Genomic DNA, 15,676 nt, shown 5'->3' on the forward strand with positions numbered 1-15,676 from the left:
GAAGGAGCCGACGTGGCCGTCGCCGAATTCCCCCTGCCCGACGTGGGGGAGGGCCTGACCGAGGCCGAGATCGTCCAGTGGCGCGTCGCCCCCGGTGACGAGATCGCCGTGGATCAGGTGCTCGTCGAGATCGAGACCGCGAAGTCGCTCGTCGAGCTGCCGTCGCCGTTCGCCGGCACCGTCACCGGTCTGCTCGTGGCCGAGGGGGACACCGTCGAGGTCGGCAGCCCGATCATCCGCGTCGAGTCCGACTCGGCCGCCGCAGGTCAGCCGGGAGGCACGCCCCCCGTCGCCGACGCCGCTCCCGTCGCGCAGACCCCGGCTCCGGCCGTCCAGGCCCCGGCAGCGCCGGCCCCGACTCCCGCTGCGTCGGCCCCGGCAGCGCAGGCACCCGTGCCCGCTCCGGCCGACGCCGCTCCCGCACCGGCAGCGGCAGCGGCTGCTCCGGCACCCGCCGCCGTGGCACCCGCCCCGGCCCAGGTCGCCGTCGACGCCGGTGTCGTCGGCGCCGACGAGGGTTCCGGTGCCGTGCTCGTCGGCTACGGCTCCGCCACCTCCGCGCCCTCCCGCCGGAAGCCGGGCGCCCGCCGGGCCGCCGCCGCCGCTGCCGAGGCGAGCCGCGCCTCCAGTCGTGAGGTCGACCTGTCCTTCGAGACCGACGAGGGCGAGGCGACCACCGCCGACGCCGTCGCCGCGCAGGGACGTCGTCCGGCGCGCCCGTCGATGCCGAGTGCCTCGGCGCTGCAGGTGATGGCCAAGCCGCCGATCCGGAAGCTCGCGAAGGACCTGGACGTCGACCTGACCACCGTCGTGCCGACCGGCCTGGCCGGCGAGGTCACGCGTGACGACGTCATCCGGCACGCCCAGCAGGCCAGCGTCTTCCGCAACATCGAGACCCCGGAGTGGGGCGACGTCCGCCAGGAGACCATCCCGGTCAAGGGCGTCCGCAAGGCCATCGCGACCGCCATGACCACGTCGGCGTTCACCGCGCCGCACGTGTCGCTCTTCGTGGACGTCGACGCGACCCGCACGATGGAGTTCGTCAAGCGCCTCAAGGAGTCGCCGACGTTCGCCGGGGTCAAGGTCAGCCCGCTCCTCATCATGGCGAAGGCCGTGATCTGGGCCGTGCGCCGGAACCGCTCGGTGAACTCGTCCTGGACCGACCGCGAGATCATCGTCCACCACTTCGTGAACCTGGGCATCGCGGCGGCGACCCCGCGTGGGCTGATCGTGCCGAACATCAAGGACGCACAGGACATGTCGCTGCTCGAGCTGGCGAAGGCCCTCGAGGAGATGACCATCACCGCCCGTGACGGCAAGACGAGCCCCGCGCAGATGGCCGACGGCACGATCACCGTCACGAACATCGGTGTCTTCGGCATGGACACCGGCACGCCGATCCTCAACCCCGGTCAGGTCGCCATCGTCGCGATGGGCACGATCAAGCCGAAGCCGTGGGTCGTCGACGGCGACGTGCGCTCGCGCATGGTGACCACCATCGGCGCCTCGTTCGACCACCGGGTCGTCGACGGCGACGTGGCCTCGCGCTTCGTGCACGACGTCGCCTCGGTCATCGAGGAGCCGGCGCTCCTGCTCGACTGAGCGGTTCGCGGTTCGCGGCGACCGGTCCCGGGTCCGGGTCCGGGTCCGGGTCCGCCAGGGTCCGGGTCGCGCGGTCTTGGTGTGCCGTTCACGTCGATGTCGGCGGAGCGGAGGATGATCGAGTCATGGTCCACCAGCTGCTCGTCCCGCAGCAGGAGATCCGGACGGGTCGCCTGGTGCTCGCGCCCGTGACGCCCGCGGACATCGACGCGGTCCACGAGCTCTTCTCGGACGCCCGGACCTGGACGCACCTGCCGGACGGACGCCACACCTCCCGCGCCGAGACGCAGGACCTGGTGCAGCGCAAGATCGGCGGCCGCGTCCGGCACGGACTCGGCTCGTGGACGATCCGGGCGGCGGACTCCGGCGTCTTCCTCGGCATCGGCGGCGTCGACCGCACCGCCGGCGGCGTCTGGAACCTCGGCTACCGCCTGGCTCCGGAGCACCACGGGCACGGCTACGCGACCGAGGTCGCCCGCGCCGCGGTGGATGCCGCCCACGCCCTGCTGCCGGACGTGCCGGTCACCGCGCGGGTGCTGACGAACAACCCGGCCTCGGCGCGCGTGCTCGCCCGGGTGGGCCTCACGCAGGTCTGGCAGGGACCGACCCGGACCACGGCGCCCGAGGGCGTCGAGTGCCAGGCGTGGAGCGACCGGGCGCTGACCCCGGCGCAGCTGGACTGGCTCGTCGCCAACGCCTGACCCGCCGGCTGTCGGGGGCCGCCGCCCGCCCGCCGAGGTCGCACGAACGGCCGTCGGCCGCCTGTCGAGGTCGCACGAACGGCCGGGTGCCGTCCGACGAGCCGGCACTTCGCGCGACCTCGACGGACGCGAGCGGCAGGTCGTGCGACCTGGGCGAGGGTCTGCCGGCCGGCCGCGGGCCTCCCGCCCGGCGGTTGCACGCGCGGGCCCGGCCGGTACTGTGGGTGAACTGGTCATGTCCGCACAGGACCACCTGATCCACACGAGGAGTCCGCTTGCCGAGCCGCATCACCGAGGGTGCTGAACCGAAGCACCAGCAGCTGCGGCGGATCCTGCTCGACCAGATCACCACCCGCCTGGCGCCGGGGGCCGCGATCCCCTCGGAGCGGCAGCTCATCGCCGAGTACGGCGTCTCGCGCATCACCGTGCGGGAGGCCCTGGGCCAGCTGGTGAACGAGGGTCACCTCGAGCGCGTCCGCGGCAAGGGCACCTTCGTCGCGAACCGTCCGATGCAGTCGACCCTGCACCTGGCCTCGTTCACCGAGGAGATGCGCGCGATGGGGCACGTGCCGACGACGGTCGTGCTCGTCCGGGAGGAACGGGTCCCGCCCGCCGCGACGGTCGCCGCCCTGCACCTCGGGGACGGCGAGACCGCACTGCACCTCAAGCGCCTGCGGATGGCTGACGGTGCCCCGGTGTCCGTCGACGACGCCTGGCTCGCCGCAGACGTGTTCCCCGGCATGCTCGACCACGACCTGTCCGGCTCGATGTACTCGATCGCCGACCAGGTCTACGGGCACCCGATCGACCGGGCGCAGCAGACCGTGGCCGCCAATCCGGCGACCGACGACGTCGCGACGCTGCTCGGCACGAAGACCGGGGCGCCGCTGCTCGAGTTCGACCGGGTGTCGTACTCGGGGACGCGCGCGGTCGAGCACGCCCGCAGCTGGTACCGCTCAGACCGCTACCGGGTGCAGATGGAGGTCACGGCCTCCCGCCCGGCACGGGTCTGACGACGGACGGGCCGGGAGCGAGCAGCTGCTCGCTCCCGGCCCGTCCGGTGCTGGTCGGTCGTTCAGACCTCGAAGAGCGCGTCACCCTCGGCGACGGTGGTGCCGACGGTGTCCTGGGGGACCGAGTCCGGCGTCGACCCGAGCACGACGACGGGGACGACGGGGGAGTACCCCGCCGCGGTGATGGCCGCCGGGGTGAAGCGCACGACCGGGTCGCCCGCGGCCACGGTGTCGCCCTCCTTCGCCAGGAGCGTGAACCCCTCGCCCTTGAGCTTCACGGTGTCGATACCGACGTGCACGAGGACGTCGGTACCCGCGGCACCCTGCAGGGCGAACGCGTGCGGGTGCAGCTTGACGATGGTGCCGTCGACCGGGGCGACCGCGGTGACCTCACCGGTGGTGCCGGTCGGGTCGACGGCCACGCCCGCACCGACGAGCTGCTCGGCGAACACCGGGTCCGGCACGTCGGAGAGCCCGACGACCGGCCCGGCGAACGGCGTGCGGACGACCGTCACAGTTCGTCCTGGATGTCCTGCGCCAGGTTGTCGGCTACGGGTCCGACGATGACCTGCCAGCCGGTGCCGCCACCGACGACGGCCTGTGCGCCGGCGGCCTTGAGGGCGTCCTTGTCGACGAGGTCGCCGTCCTCGACCTCGACGCGGAGGCGCGTGATGCAGCCCTCGACCTCGTCGATGTTGTCGGTTCCGCCGAGTGCGGCGATGATGTCGGCAGCCTTGATGTCAGCCATCTGTTTCCTCCTCGTTACGGGTTCGCTCACAGGTTGACATGCAGTCCACGGTCATCGACACTACGAACTGGTCATGACCGGACAGGACCGGACCTGGCGACACTGCCGAGGGTACCTGCGCCGTCCACGCGACTCAACTCACCCCGAACAGCTCCACCCGATGACGAGAGGAACTCCGATGAGCACCGCTGCCACCACGGACGTGCCGGAGAAGAAGACGCCGAAGAAGCAGTCCCGCTTCTTCGCGAACGCCCAACGGCTGGGCCGGAGCCTGCTGCTCCCGATCGCGGTCATGCCGGCCGCGGGCATCCTCAACCGGATCGGGCAGCCCGACCTGCTCGGTGCGATCCCGGGCTTCGAGACCGGTGCGAGCGTCATCGGCTCCGCCGGCAACGCGATCTTCACCTGGCTGCCGCTGCTCTTCGCCGTCGGCATCGCCATCGGCTGGGCCAAGAAGTCGGACGGCACGACGGCGCTGGCCGCGGTCGTCGGCTACATGGTCATGTACGAGGTCTTCAAGACCATGTCGCCGATCGTCCTGGCGGGCGTGAAGGACGCGAACGGCGAGCAGGCCACGATCAACTTCGGCGTCCTCGGCGGCATCGTGATGGGTCTCGTCGCCGCCGGGCTCTGGCAGAAGTTCCACCGCACGAAGATGCCCGACTTCCTCGGGTTCTTCTCGGGTCGTCGCCTGGTGCCGATCCTCACCGCGGCGGCCGGCCTGGTCATCGCCGTGCTGATGTCGTTCGTCTACCGGTACTTCGACATCGGCCTGACCTGGGTCGGCGAGCAGGTCACGTCGCAGCCGGTCGTCGGTGGCGGGATCTTCGGGTTCGCGAACCGCATGCTCATCCCGGTCGGCCTGCACCAGCTGCTCAACTTCTTCCCGTGGTTCCAGCTCGGCAGCTTCAACGGCCCGAACGGTGTCGTCTCCGGTGACATCCCGCGCTTCCTGGCGGGCGACCCCACTGCCGGCATCTTCCAGACCGGCTTCTTCCCGATCATGATGTTCGCCCTGCCCGCCGGTGCCCTGGCGATCTGGCGCAACGCCCGCCCCTCGCAGCGCAAGCTCGTCGGCGGCATCATGCTCTCCGCCGCGCTGACGTCCTTCGTCACCGGCATCACCGAGCCGCTCGAGTACTCGTTCATGTTCGTGGCCTGGCCGCTCTACGTGATCCACGCCGTGCTCACCGGTACCTCGCTGGCCCTGGTGAACGCGCTCGGCATCCACGACGGCTTCTCGTTCTCGGCCGGCGCGATCGACTACGTGCTGAACTTCGGCAAGGCGAAGGGGGCGATCTGGCTCATCCCGATCGGCCTGGCGTACGCGGCGGTCTACTACTTCCTCTTCAGTTTCGTCATCAAGAAGTGGAACCTCCGGACCCCGGGTCGCGAGCCGGAGGACGAGATCGCCTCGGCCTCGGTCGACGACCTCACCAAGGCGTAGTCACGTCGCGACGCGACCGGACGCACGACGGGAGGCTCGGTGCCAGCTGGCACCGGGCCTCCCGTCGTTCCATCGGTAACGGTTTTGACAATCGTTCTCATGTGGCGCTAGCGTCGTCACCATGCACACCCGCCTCCTCGCCCTGCCGCTCGTCGTCGGCGCCGCCGCGCTCGCCCTCACCGGGTGCGCGACCTCACCCGCCTCGTCCGACTCCGGAGACGGCAAGGTCCGCGTCGTGGCATCGACCAACGTCTACGGCTCGATCGTCGAGCGCATCGGCGGCGACCACGTCGACGTCACGAGCATCCTCGAGGACCCGTCCCAGGACCCGCACTCCTTCGAGTCGAGCGCGAAGACGCAGCTCGCGGTCTCCAAGGCCGACCTGCTCATCGAGAACGGTGGCGGCTACGACGACTTCATGACGACGCTGTCCAAGGCCGCCGACACCAAGGCGCCGACGATCAACGTCGTGCAGCTCTCCGGCCTGCAGAAGTCCGGCGACACCGAGTTCAACGAGCACGTGTTCTACAGCTACCCGACGATGGTGAAGCTCGTCGCGGACGTCGCCGAGCGTCTCGGCAAGCTCGACAGCGCGGACGCCAGCACCTTCCAGGCGAACGCGAAGACCCTGACCGGCAAGCTCCAGGAGCTCGAGTCCCAGGTCGCCTCGGTCGAGAAGACCGTCGACGGCGAGAAGGTGGCGTACACCGAGCCCGTGCCCGGGTACCTCTTCGACGCCATGGGCCTCGACAACGTCACGCCGGAGGCCTTCTCCGAGGCGATCGAAGAGGGCGACGACGTGCCGCCGGCCGCACTCAACGACACCCTCAAGCTCTTCACGAGCGGCGAGGCGAAGCTGCTGGCCGTCAACGAGCAGACCTCGAGCGCCGAGACCGAGCAGGTCCAGAAGGCCGCCGAGAAGGCGGGCATCCCGGTGGTCGGTGTCACGGAGACGCTCCCGAAGGGGGAGGATTACGTCTCGTGGCAGCAGGCGAACATCGACGCGGTGACGGCGGCACTGAAGCAGTGACGACGACCCTCCAGGATCCGGACCGAGCCGCCACTGCCGAGCGCAGTGGCGGCTCCGCCGTGCTCGCGCTCCGGGACGCCGGGCTCGCCTACGGCAGCCGTCGGCTCTGGGACGGGCTCGACCTCGACGTCCAGCCCGGCGAGTTCGTCGCCGTCCTCGGACCGAACGGCGCCGGCAAGACCTCGCTGCTCCGCACCGTCCTCGGCCAGCAGCGCCTGACGAGCGGGTCGATGTCGTTCCTCGGCCGTCCGGTCCGTCGCGGCCACCGGAGGATCGGCTACATCCCGCAGCAGCGGCTGATGGACTCAGGTACCCCGTTGCGCGCCCGCGACATGATCGCGCAGGGCGTCACCGGGCACCGCTGGGGCATCCGACCGGAACGCCGTGCCGAACGCGAGCGCATCGACCGGATCGTCGACGAGGTCGGCGCCACCGCGTTCGCCGACGCCCCCGTCGCCGAGCTCTCCGGCGGCGAGCAGCAGCGCACCCGCGTCGGACAGGCCATCGCCGCCGACCCCGCTCTGCTGCTCTGCGACGAACCCCTCATCTCGCTCGACCTCCGGCACCAGCGCGGCGTGACCGAACTGATCGACCGGCAGCGTCGACAGCAGGGCGCCGCGGTGCTCTTCGTCACCCACGACGTGAACCCGATCCTCGACGTCGTCGACCGGGTCCTCTACATCGCCGGCGGACGCTTCCGGATCGGCGCCCCCGACGAGGTCCTGCGCGCCGACGTCCTCAGTGACCTGTACGGCACGCCCGTCGACGTCGTCCGGACCATGGGCCGCATCGTCATCGTCGGTGCGAGCGACGCCCACGACACCGCGGGCGACGGGCACCACCACTGCGAGCCCGGTCCGCACACCACCACGCCGGACGAAGGACGGATCTGATGGACATCTGGTCGACCGTCTTCTCGTTCCAGGACTACGGCGAGCTGCTCGTCCTGGTCCGCAACTCGATCATCGCGGGGGCGGTGCTCGGCGTCGTCGGCGGCCTGATCGGGCCGTTCGTCGTCGCCCGGAACATGCCCTTCGCCGTGCACGGCATCAGCGAGCTGTCGTTCGCCGGGGCCAGTGCGTCGCTGCTCCTCGGTGTCAACGTCGTCAGCGGGTCGGTCGTCGGATCCCTGGTCGCGGCGCTGCTCATCGGCCTGCTCGGCAGCCGGGCCCGCGACCGGAACTCGATCATCGCCGTGCTCATGCCGTTCGGGCTGGGCCTCGGCATCCTCTGCCTGGCGCTCTACAAGGGCCGGGCGGCGAACAAGTTCGGACTGCTCACCGGCCAGATCGTCTCGGTCGACAACCCGCAGCTCGGCATGCTCGTCGCGATCGCAGCCGTCGTGGTCCTCATCCTCGTGGTCATCTGGCGTCCGCTGATGTTCGCCTCGGTGGACCCCGACGTCGCCGCGGCCGCGGGCATCCCGGTCCGGACGCTCGGGCTGGTGTTCATGCTCGCGCTCGGACTGGCCACCGCGGTGTCGGTGCAGATCGTCGGAGCGCTGCTGGTGCTCTCGCTGCTCGTGACCCCGGCCGCCGCCGCACTGCGGGTGACCGTGAACCCGGTCCTCGTGCCGGTGCTCTCCGTCGTCTTCGCCGTGACCTCGGTCGTCGGCGGGATCCTCCTGGCCCTCGGCGGCGGTCTGCCCATCAGCCCGTACGTCACCACCATCTCGTTCCTCATCTGGGTCGTCTGCCGGGTGCTCGGCGCCCGGAAGGAGCGCCGTGGACGCGACCGCGTGTCGGCGCGGGAGCAGCACGTCGACGGTGGGACGAGCCTCCCGACCGCACCGAAGCAAGGAGTCGCAGCATGAACGCCGTCCAGAAGCCACGACGCAACACCTGGCAGCGCGAAGCGGTGCGCGGGGCCCTCTCGGAGACCGAGGGGTTCGTCAGCGCGCAGTCGCTGCACGCGCACCTGCGGGACGGCGGCTCCACCATCGGCCTGGCGACCGTCTACCGGGCGCTCTCCGACCTGGCGACCGAGGGCGACGCCGACTCGCTGCAGCAGGACGGCGAGTCCCTCTACCGGGCCTGCACCACCGACAAGCACCACCACCACCTGATATGCCGCGTCTGCGGTCGGACCGTCGAGATCCAGGCCGACCCGGTCGAGGAGTGGGCGCGCGCGACCGCCGCCGCGAACGGGTTCTCGAACGCCAGCCACGTCGTCGACGTGTTCGGCGAATGCGCCGAGTGCACCGCCCGTGCCGCTGTCCGAGGTGGCGCGTAGTCTGCGCGACATGCACGTGATCCTGGTCCCCGGGTTCTGGCTCGACGCGAGCGCGTGGGACGACGTCGTCCCGGCCCTCCGAGCGGCGGGGCACACCGTCGACGCCGTCACCCGTCGTGGGTCGACGCTCGATGAGCAGGTCACCGACCTGGTCGCCCGGGTCGACACCGCCCCGGAACCCGTCGTGCTCGTCGGCCACTCCGGCGCTGGTCCGATCGCGTACATGGCCGCCGACCAGCGGCCGGACCGGGTCCGGCACCTGGTCTACGCCGACACCTTCCCCGGACCGGACGGTGGCTGCGTCAACGACGAACTGCCGGTGGTCGACGGACAGGTGCCGCTACCGCCGTGGGACATCTGGGAGGCGGCGACCCTCCGCGGCATGACCCCGGAGATCCGCGCCGACGTCGAGCGGCGGGCGGTCCCCGAACCCGCGCGGGTCACCTCGGACCGGTTCCACTACGCCGACCCCGCGCGGCACCGGATCCCGGCGACCGTCATCACGTGCGAGATCGCCCCGGACGAACTGGCCGGCATGGTCGCGGACCACCAGGTGTGGGCCGCCGAGCTCGTGGCGACCGAGGAGCTCGAGATCGTCGGTCTGCACACCGGGCACTGGCCGATGTTCACGGCGCCGCAGGAGCTCGGCGCGCTGATCGTGCAGGCGCTGGCGCCCCGCCCGCCCGACGGGGTCTGAAGCGCCGGCATCGCTCCCGGCTCCCGGCTCGCGTCGTCCGGCGCCCCGCCCGGTCGGGAGGCCCGGCTTGCGACGCGCCCGGCCGTCGCGTAACGTGGGCCGCTGGTTCTCCGCGCCTGCGCGGAGTGCCCGTTGTTCTGCCCTCCGACCGTCGCGAACGCCGCGGTCGCGTGGTACCGGATCCGAGCCTCCTGGCCCGGATGTGCTGACCCAGGTCGACCTCGTCGATCCGGACCGCCGCCGGTCTGGGCGGTGCGCACACCCCCTCGCCGGGCTCCTCGCCCAGACGATCCGTCTGGTGCCGACTGTCCAGCGCGTGTGCACCAGGCAAGTGACCTTGGGTGCAGCCGATCGGCTGCACGGTATTCATCAGGAGGAAACCATGGCTGCAGTGTGCCAGGTGACCGGCGCCGTTCCCGGCTTCGGTCACAACATCTCGCACTCGCACCGTCGGACGAAGCGTCGCTTCGACCCGAACGTGCAGAAGAAGACCTACTACGTGCCGTCGCTGCGTCGTAACGTGACGCTCAACGTCAGCGCCAAGGGCATCAAGGTGATCGATGCTCGCGGTATCGAGTCCGTCGTGGCGGGCATCCTCGCCCGTGGGGAGAAGATCTGATGGCGAAGCGCGGTCAGGACATCCGTCCGATCATCAAGCTCCGTTCCACTGCGGGCACCGGGTTCACGTACGTGACCAAGAAGAACCGCCGGAACAACCCCGACCGTCTCGTGCTGAAGAAGTACGACCCGGTGGTCCGCAAGCACGTCGACTTCCGTGAGGAGCGCTAGGCCATGGCGAAGAAGAGCAAGATCGCGAAGAACAACCAGCGCGCCGTCATCATCGAGCGCTACGCCGAGCGTCGCCTCGAGCTGAAGAAGGCCCTCGTCGACCCGAACGGCACCGACGAGTCCCGCGAAGCGGCCCGCGTCGGCCTGCAGAAGCTGCCCCGCGACGCGTCGCCGGTCCGCTACCGCAACCGTGACGCCATCGACGGTCGCCCCCGTGGCCACCTCGGTGAGTTCGGCATCAGCCGTGTCCGCTTCCGCGACATGGCCCACCGTGGCGAGCTCCCCGGCATCACGAAGAGCTCCTGGTAAGCACCAGTCCCACCGACGCCCCCGCGACCTCTCGAGGTCGTGGGGGCGTCGTCGTTGTCCGGGGGACGTCATCCGCCGACTCCGGGCAGCACCACGGTCGTCACATCCGTCACATCAGCCACTCCTGTCCCTCGGGAGGCCCGGAAAACCGGGCGAGTCGACCGGAAACCCCGGAACCGGCTGGTAGGTTCATCAGCGGTTCCCCGGGCCCTCGGTCCGGTCGGGCCCACCGCTCGGGGCAACCGTCCCGCAGCATCCGGACGTTCCGCGTCCGACCCATACGCAAGAAGTCCGAGGAGGACATCCAATGGCTGACAAGTCACTGAACCGCACCGAGCTCGTCGCTGCCGTCGCCGCCGAGTCCGGCCAGAGCCAGGCCACCGTCAACGGCGTCGTCGACGCGCTCTTCGCCGTCGTCGGCAAGTCCGTCGCGGACGACACCAAGGTCACGATCCCGGGCTGGATCGCCTTCGAGAAGACCCACCGTGCCGCGCGCACCGGTCGCAACCCGCAGACGGGTGAGGCCATCGAGATCGCCGCGAGCGACTCGGTCAAGGTCAGCGCCGGCAGCAAGCTCAAGGCGTCGGTCAAGTAAGACCACTCAGCTCCACGGAAGGGACGGCGTTCGCGCCGTCCCTTCCGTCGTTCCCGGGAGGCCCGTGCTCTGTCCACAGGTCGGCCCGCGCGGTTGCGGTGGCGCGCTTGCCAGCGCCTAGGCTTGACGGGTGAACCGCATCGCGCGCATCGCCGGCCCCGGCGTCCTGCTGCTCGCGGCGTTCGTGTCCCTGCTCGTGGCGCTCGTCGTCGGCGGTGGTGCCGACGCCGCGCTGATCGCGGACCCCGGTGCTGTCGTCCGCTTCGGGCTCCCCATCGCGCGGATGCTCGTCGACCTGTCCGCCGCAGCCGCCATCGGTGGGCTCGCCCTCGCGACGATCGGACTCTCCCGCACCGCGCCGGAATGGGACCGTGCGATCGACGTCGCCGCGGCCGCAGCCGGTGTCTGGACGGTGACCTCGGCGGTCACGACCTTCTTCACGTACCTCAGCGTCGCCGGCGGGACCGTCAGCCTGGACGCCAAGTTCGGGCAGTCTATGGGCGTCTTCCTCACCGGCACGGACCTCGGGCTCGCCTGGCTCACCACCGTGCTCGTCGCCGCGGCGGTCACCGTCCTCTGCTTCGCGGTGCGCTCCCGTGGCATGGTCGCGCTGACGACCGGCGTCGCGCTGATCGGCCTCGTGCCGTTGACGCAGCAGGGCCACGCGGCCGGCACCGCCAGCCACGACGCCGCCGTCACCGCGCTCGGGCTGCACCTGGTCGGCGCCGCGCTCTGGGTCGGCGGACTGGTGATGCTCGTCCTCATCCGCGACGTCGTCCCCGGGGCCCGCCTGGCCGCCGTCGTCGGTCGGTACTCGAGCATCGCGCTGGGCTGCTTCGTGCTCGTCAGTGTCTCCGGGGTGGTGTCGGCGCAGATCCGCATCGGAGCGTGGGCGGAACTCGGCAGCCCTTACGGCGTCCTCGTGCTCGTCAAGGTCGGGGCGATCGTCGCGATGGGCGTCATCGGCGCCGTGCACCGGAAGCGCGTCATCTCCGCCCTGACCGCGGCGCCCGCGAAGGCCCGTCCGTTCTGGACGCTCATCGTCGTGGAGCTCGCCGTGATGGGCGTCGCCTCGGGCTTCGCCGCCGCACTCGGCCGCACCGCGACCCCCGCCGGACAACTGGCGCTGAGCAAGACCAGTGACCCGACGCCGGCCGAGGTCCTGACCGACGACTCGCTGCCGGCCGCCCCGGGCTCCTGGGGCTGGCTGACGAACTGGAACATCGACCTCTTCTGGCTGATGGCCGCCGTGCTGCTGGTCGCCGCCTACGCCGCCGGGGTCATGCGCCTCCGCCGACAGGGACGGTCCTGGCCGGTCCGTCGCTCGGTGGCCGCCGGCGTCGGGATCGTGGCGCTCGTCGTCGCGACCTCGGGCTCACTGCACACCTACGACCGGTACCTGGTGTCCGCGAACGTCGGCGCGCACGTGCTGCTCGGGCTCGTCGTCCCGGCGCTGGTGAGGGCTGCGGCGCCCGTGCAGCTCATCCGGGCCGCGGTGCACCGGCGCACGGACGACAGCGCCGGGGTCGCCGAGTGGACCACGGTCTTCGTCGACAACGCCGTCGTGCGGTACCTGGTCCAGCCGTTCCCTGCGTTCCTGCTGCTCGCAGGGCTCTGGTGGGGGCTGTACGCCACCGACGTGCTGCGCTGGTCCGTCAGCGACGCGATGGGTCGTACGGTGGTCGACCTCGTCTTCCTGCTCGTCGGACTGCTGGCGCTGCCGACACTGTTCACCCCGATCGCCCTCGGCGCCCGCCGTCCGTCGACCGCGGCGTTCCTGGTGCGTGCCGTGGGTGCGGTCGTCGTGGCCGCGGGCACCGTCTCGCTCGGGATCGCGATGCAGGGGCCGCTCGGGTTGCTGCAGGCGTCCTGGTTCGGAGCGATGGGCCGCACGTGGGGTCCGGATCCCCTGGCCGACCAGGCCCGTGCGGGCACGGTGCTGATCGTCGCCGGCGTGCTCCTCGTCATCGCGGTCGTCGCCGTCGGTCTCGTGCGGCTGCGGAGCGCGGCCACGGGCCTCCCGGCCGGCAGCGGGGCGACTGTCGGCGAAGACGGCATCGCGAGCGGTGTCGGCGCCGGATCGAGCGCCCGGTGAGCGTCGAGCTCTCCGCCGAACAGCGGGCGGTCTTCGAGTACATCGAGTCGACGCGCGACCACGTCTTCATCACCGGACGCGCCGGTACCGGCAAATCGACGCTGCTCAACCACCTGTCCTGGAACACCGAGAAGCAGGTCGTCATCTGCGCCCCGACCGGCGTCGCCGCGCTGAACGTGGGCGGGCAGACGATCCACTCGCTGTTCCGGCTGCCGATCGGCCTCATCGCGGACGCCGAACTGCGGCAGGGTCCGGACACCCGGAAGCTCCTCAACACCATCGACACCCTGGTCATCGACGAGGTCTCGATGGTCAACGCCGACCTGCTCGACGCGATGGACCGTTCGCTGCGCAAGGCCCGCGGGCGGCAGTTCGAACCGTTCGGCGGCGTGCAGGTCGTCATGTTCGGCGACCCCTACCAGCTGCCCCCGGTGCCAGGCGACGGCGACGAGCGGGCGTACTTCACCGACCACTACCGGTCCATGTGGTTCTTCGACGCCAAGGTGTGGCTCGAGGCCCAGCTGCACATCATCGAGCTCGCCACCGTGCACCGGCAGCGGGACGACGCGTTCGCCGCCATGCTCACGGCCGTCCGCCACGGTCGGGTCACCGCCGACGTGGCGCAGCAGCTCAACGAGGCGGGGGCCCGACCTGCGCCCGACGACGCGATCACCCTCGCCACCCGGAACGACACCGTCTCGCGCATCAACAAGGCCGCGCTCGAACGGCTGCCGGGCAAGCTCAAGACCGCCAAGGCCGACGTCAACGGCGACTTCGGCGGGCGGAACTACCCGGCGGACGAGGCCCTCGAGCTGAAGCCCGGCGCGCACGTGATGTTCCTGCGCAACGACCCGGACCAGCGCTGGGTGAACGGCACGCTCGGCATCGTCCGGAGCATCCGCGACACCGTGTGGGTCAGCGTCGACGGTGAGGACTTCGAGGTCCAGCCGTCGGTGTGGGAGAAGTTCAAGTACTCCTACGACCCGGACAAGAAGGAACTCAAGAAGGACACCGTGGGGGAGTTCCAGCAGTTCCCCCTGCGCCTGGCCTGGGCGGTCACGATCCACAAGTCGCAGGGCAGCACCTACGACCGTGCGGTCGTCGACCTCGGCAACCGGGTGTTCAGTGCAGGGCAGACCTACGTGGCGCTGTCGCGGCTGACGTCCCTCGACGGGCTGTACCTGACGCGCCCGCTGCGGCCGGCGGACATCATCGTGGACCTCGACGTGCGCCGCTTCATGTCCGAGTCACCCCGGGTCGTCGCGACCCAGCTCGAGGCCCCGAAGCCCGCGGCCGACGCCCCGGACGAGCCCGAGGCCTGACGCCGACGCAGACAGCCGTCGCTCGACCGACCCCTCCTGCTCCTGCCGAGATCGCACGACGTGCCGCTCGTGTCCGTCGAGGTCGCACGATGTGCCGCCTGGCCGGGCGGTCGGCGGCCGTTCGTGCGACCTCGGCGTCGGGCCGGCGGCGGGTTGTGAGACTTCGGCGGGCGGGCGAGCGGCGGGTAGTGCCCCCCGCTACGCACCGCACGCACCAGCCCCACGCACGACGACGCCCGCCTGCCGGAGCGGCAGACGGGCGTCGAGGGGGAGCAGGTCAGGCGCGCGCGCCCGCTGCCCGCAGTGCGCGGAGGTTCTCCTTGTCGGCGCCCAGTGCGGTGAGCAGCAGGACGACGGCGACGATCGCGTGGAAGACGTTGTCGGTGGTGTTCAGCGCGAAGACGTTCGCCGAGGTGTTCGAGAACACGAACCCGTAGACGGCGAGCACGAGCAGGACGACACCGATCACCAGGTTCACCGCGCGGGACCCGATCGTGTTGCCGAGACCCACGATGAAGAACGCCGCGGCGAGGATGGTCCACAGCCCGCAGAGCGCCGGGTTCAGCCCGAACGAGTTCCAGAGGAACCCACCGGAGCGGCTGAAGAACGCGCCGCCGCCGTCCTGGGCGAAGAAGAAGCCCAGGATGCCCCAGATCGCGAAGAGCGTGCCGGCGGTCATCGCCAGTGCACGGTTCGGCGAGGCGGTGATGCTCGGTTCCTTGACGGCCACTTGGGTCTCCTCTTCCTGCGCGACGATCGCGCTGTACGACTGCCCGCCGTCGCGCTGGTCACGCACACTGCCGGCGGCACGCGTCCCGGTGCCCGACCGACTTGTGTCACGCTGTCCGGAGACCTGCTGCAGGACGGCCGTGGCCTTGCTGCGGAGGCCCGCGTTCCCAGCTCCCGACGAGTCGCCCAACGGTATCGTGTCGGACCCCGAGCGACCGAATCGTTTCCCGCTCAGCAGACGGATGACGACGCCGACCACCATGACTCCGAGGAGGACGATGCCCGTGACGCGGACGCCAGCGCGCACCGCTCCCGAGTCCTTCGACGAGGGGCGTGGACCGAGCGTCTCCCGGAGGCTCCGGTGGGC

The 15,676-nt window shown here is 71.0% G+C and carries 18 protein-coding genes; 15 read left to right on the forward strand and 3 right to left on the reverse strand.

From position 1 onward, the window contains the following. Positions 1 to 12: 12 nt before the first annotated feature. From QL987_RS07610 to QL987_RS07620, 3 genes are all read left to right on the forward strand, one after another. Complete coding sequence (locus tag QL987_RS07610) at positions 13 to 1,602, forward strand: dihydrolipoamide acetyltransferase family protein (RefSeq protein ID WP_290157008.1); 1,590 nt, start codon at positions 13 to 15, stop codon at positions 1,600 to 1,602. Between the two features lie 125 nt (positions 1,603 to 1,727). Continuing rightward, on the forward strand, positions 1,728 to 2,303 hold the full coding sequence (locus tag QL987_RS07615; protein ID WP_290157009.1) for a GNAT family N-acetyltransferase: 576 nt from the start codon (positions 1,728 to 1,730) through the stop codon (positions 2,301 to 2,303). Positions 2,304 to 2,578: 275 nt separating this feature from the next. Next, complete coding sequence (locus tag QL987_RS07620; protein ID WP_221850981.1) at positions 2,579 to 3,316, forward strand: GntR family transcriptional regulator; 738 nt, start codon at positions 2,579 to 2,581, stop codon at positions 3,314 to 3,316. Between the two features lie 62 nt (positions 3,317 to 3,378). Here the strand turns inward: QL987_RS07620 and QL987_RS07625 are convergent, their stop codons facing one another. Together QL987_RS07625 and QL987_RS07630 are read right to left on the reverse strand one after the other, a co-directional pair. Then, positions 3,379 to 3,831, reverse strand: a complete 453-nt coding sequence (locus QL987_RS07625) for a glucose PTS transporter subunit IIA (protein ID WP_290157010.1) — start codon at positions 3,829 to 3,831, stop codon at positions 3,379 to 3,381. Further along, positions 3,828 to 4,064 carry a PTS glucose/sucrose transporter subunit IIB gene (locus QL987_RS07630; protein WP_111076041.1) on the reverse strand — a complete coding sequence of 79 codons (237 nt, stop codon included), beginning with the start codon at positions 4,062 to 4,064 and terminating at the stop codon, positions 3,828 to 3,830. Before QL987_RS07630 ends, QL987_RS07625 begins: the two co-directional genes overlap by 4 nt. Before the next feature lie 178 nt (positions 4,065 to 4,242). Between QL987_RS07630 and QL987_RS07635 the strand changes: the two genes are divergently transcribed. The 12 genes from QL987_RS07635 to QL987_RS07690 all read left to right on the forward strand — a co-directional run bounded on the left by QL987_RS07635 (position 4,243) and on the right by QL987_RS07690 (position 14,580). Then, positions 4,243 to 5,511: a PTS transporter subunit EIIC gene (locus tag QL987_RS07635; protein ID WP_290157012.1), complete on the forward strand. Its 1,269-nt coding sequence runs from the start codon at positions 4,243 to 4,245 to the stop codon at positions 5,509 to 5,511. A 121-nt stretch (positions 5,512 to 5,632) separates the two neighbouring features. Further along, positions 5,633 to 6,541 carry a zinc ABC transporter substrate-binding protein gene (locus QL987_RS07640; RefSeq protein WP_111076039.1) on the forward strand — a complete coding sequence of 303 codons (909 nt, stop codon included), beginning with the start codon at positions 5,633 to 5,635 and terminating at the stop codon, positions 6,539 to 6,541. Positions 6,542 to 6,600: 59 nt separating this feature from the next. Further along, positions 6,601 to 7,434 carry an ATP-binding cassette domain-containing protein gene (locus QL987_RS07645; RefSeq protein WP_253468047.1) on the forward strand — a complete coding sequence of 278 codons (834 nt, stop codon included), beginning with the start codon at positions 6,601 to 6,603 and terminating at the stop codon, positions 7,432 to 7,434. Continuing rightward, on the forward strand, positions 7,434 to 8,354 hold the full coding sequence (locus tag QL987_RS07650; RefSeq protein WP_111076037.1) for a metal ABC transporter permease: 921 nt from the start codon (positions 7,434 to 7,436) through the stop codon (positions 8,352 to 8,354). Before QL987_RS07645 ends, QL987_RS07650 begins: the two co-directional genes overlap by 1 nt. Beyond that, entirely contained in the window at positions 8,351 to 8,773 is a 423-nt protein-coding gene (locus QL987_RS07655) for a transcriptional repressor (protein ID WP_110905116.1), read from the forward strand. Before QL987_RS07650 ends, QL987_RS07655 begins: the two co-directional genes overlap by 4 nt. A 10-nt stretch (positions 8,774 to 8,783) precedes the next feature. Beyond that, positions 8,784 to 9,470 (forward strand): alpha/beta hydrolase, encoded by a 687-nt coding sequence (locus QL987_RS07660; protein WP_290157015.1) that lies wholly within the window; start codon positions 8,784 to 8,786, stop codon positions 9,468 to 9,470. Positions 9,471 to 9,852: 382 nt separating this feature from the next. Then, a complete protein-coding gene (gene rpmB / locus QL987_RS07665; RefSeq protein WP_110905118.1) occupies positions 9,853 to 10,089 on the forward strand; it encodes a 50S ribosomal protein L28 in 237 nt (78 codons plus the stop codon). After that, a complete protein-coding gene (gene rpmG / locus QL987_RS07670) occupies positions 10,089 to 10,259 on the forward strand; it encodes a 50S ribosomal protein L33 (protein WP_110905119.1) in 171 nt (56 codons plus the stop codon). The genes rpmB and rpmG overlap by 1 nt, the downstream gene beginning before the upstream one ends. A 3-nt stretch (positions 10,260 to 10,262) precedes the next feature. Beyond that, positions 10,263 to 10,568, forward strand: coding sequence for a 30S ribosomal protein S14 (gene rpsN / locus QL987_RS07675; protein ID WP_110823155.1), 306 nt, complete (start codon positions 10,263 to 10,265; stop codon positions 10,566 to 10,568). A 307-nt stretch (positions 10,569 to 10,875) separates the two neighbouring features. After that, on the forward strand, positions 10,876 to 11,163 hold the full coding sequence (locus tag QL987_RS07680; protein WP_110823157.1) for an HU family DNA-binding protein: 288 nt from the start codon (positions 10,876 to 10,878) through the stop codon (positions 11,161 to 11,163). A 130-nt stretch (positions 11,164 to 11,293) separates the two neighbouring features. Next, a complete protein-coding gene (locus tag QL987_RS07685; RefSeq protein WP_290157020.1) occupies positions 11,294 to 13,258 on the forward strand; it encodes a cytochrome c oxidase assembly protein in 1,965 nt (654 codons plus the stop codon). Beyond that, entirely contained in the window at positions 13,255 to 14,580 is a 1,326-nt protein-coding gene (locus QL987_RS07690; RefSeq protein ID WP_253466712.1) for an AAA family ATPase, read from the forward strand. The genes QL987_RS07685 and QL987_RS07690 overlap by 4 nt, the downstream gene beginning before the upstream one ends. Before the next feature lie 277 nt (positions 14,581 to 14,857). On the opposite strand, the gene QL987_RS07695 is transcribed toward QL987_RS07690, so the two are convergent. Further along, on the reverse strand, positions 14,858 to 15,616 hold the full coding sequence (locus QL987_RS07695) for a DUF4383 domain-containing protein (protein WP_290157024.1): 759 nt from the start codon (positions 15,614 to 15,616) through the stop codon (positions 14,858 to 14,860). Between the last annotated feature and the right edge of the window lie 60 nt (positions 15,617 to 15,676).

It is taken from the genome of Curtobacterium sp. APC 4022, assembly GCF_030407555.1.
GTDB lineage: Bacteria > Actinomycetota > Actinomycetes > Actinomycetales > Microbacteriaceae > Curtobacterium.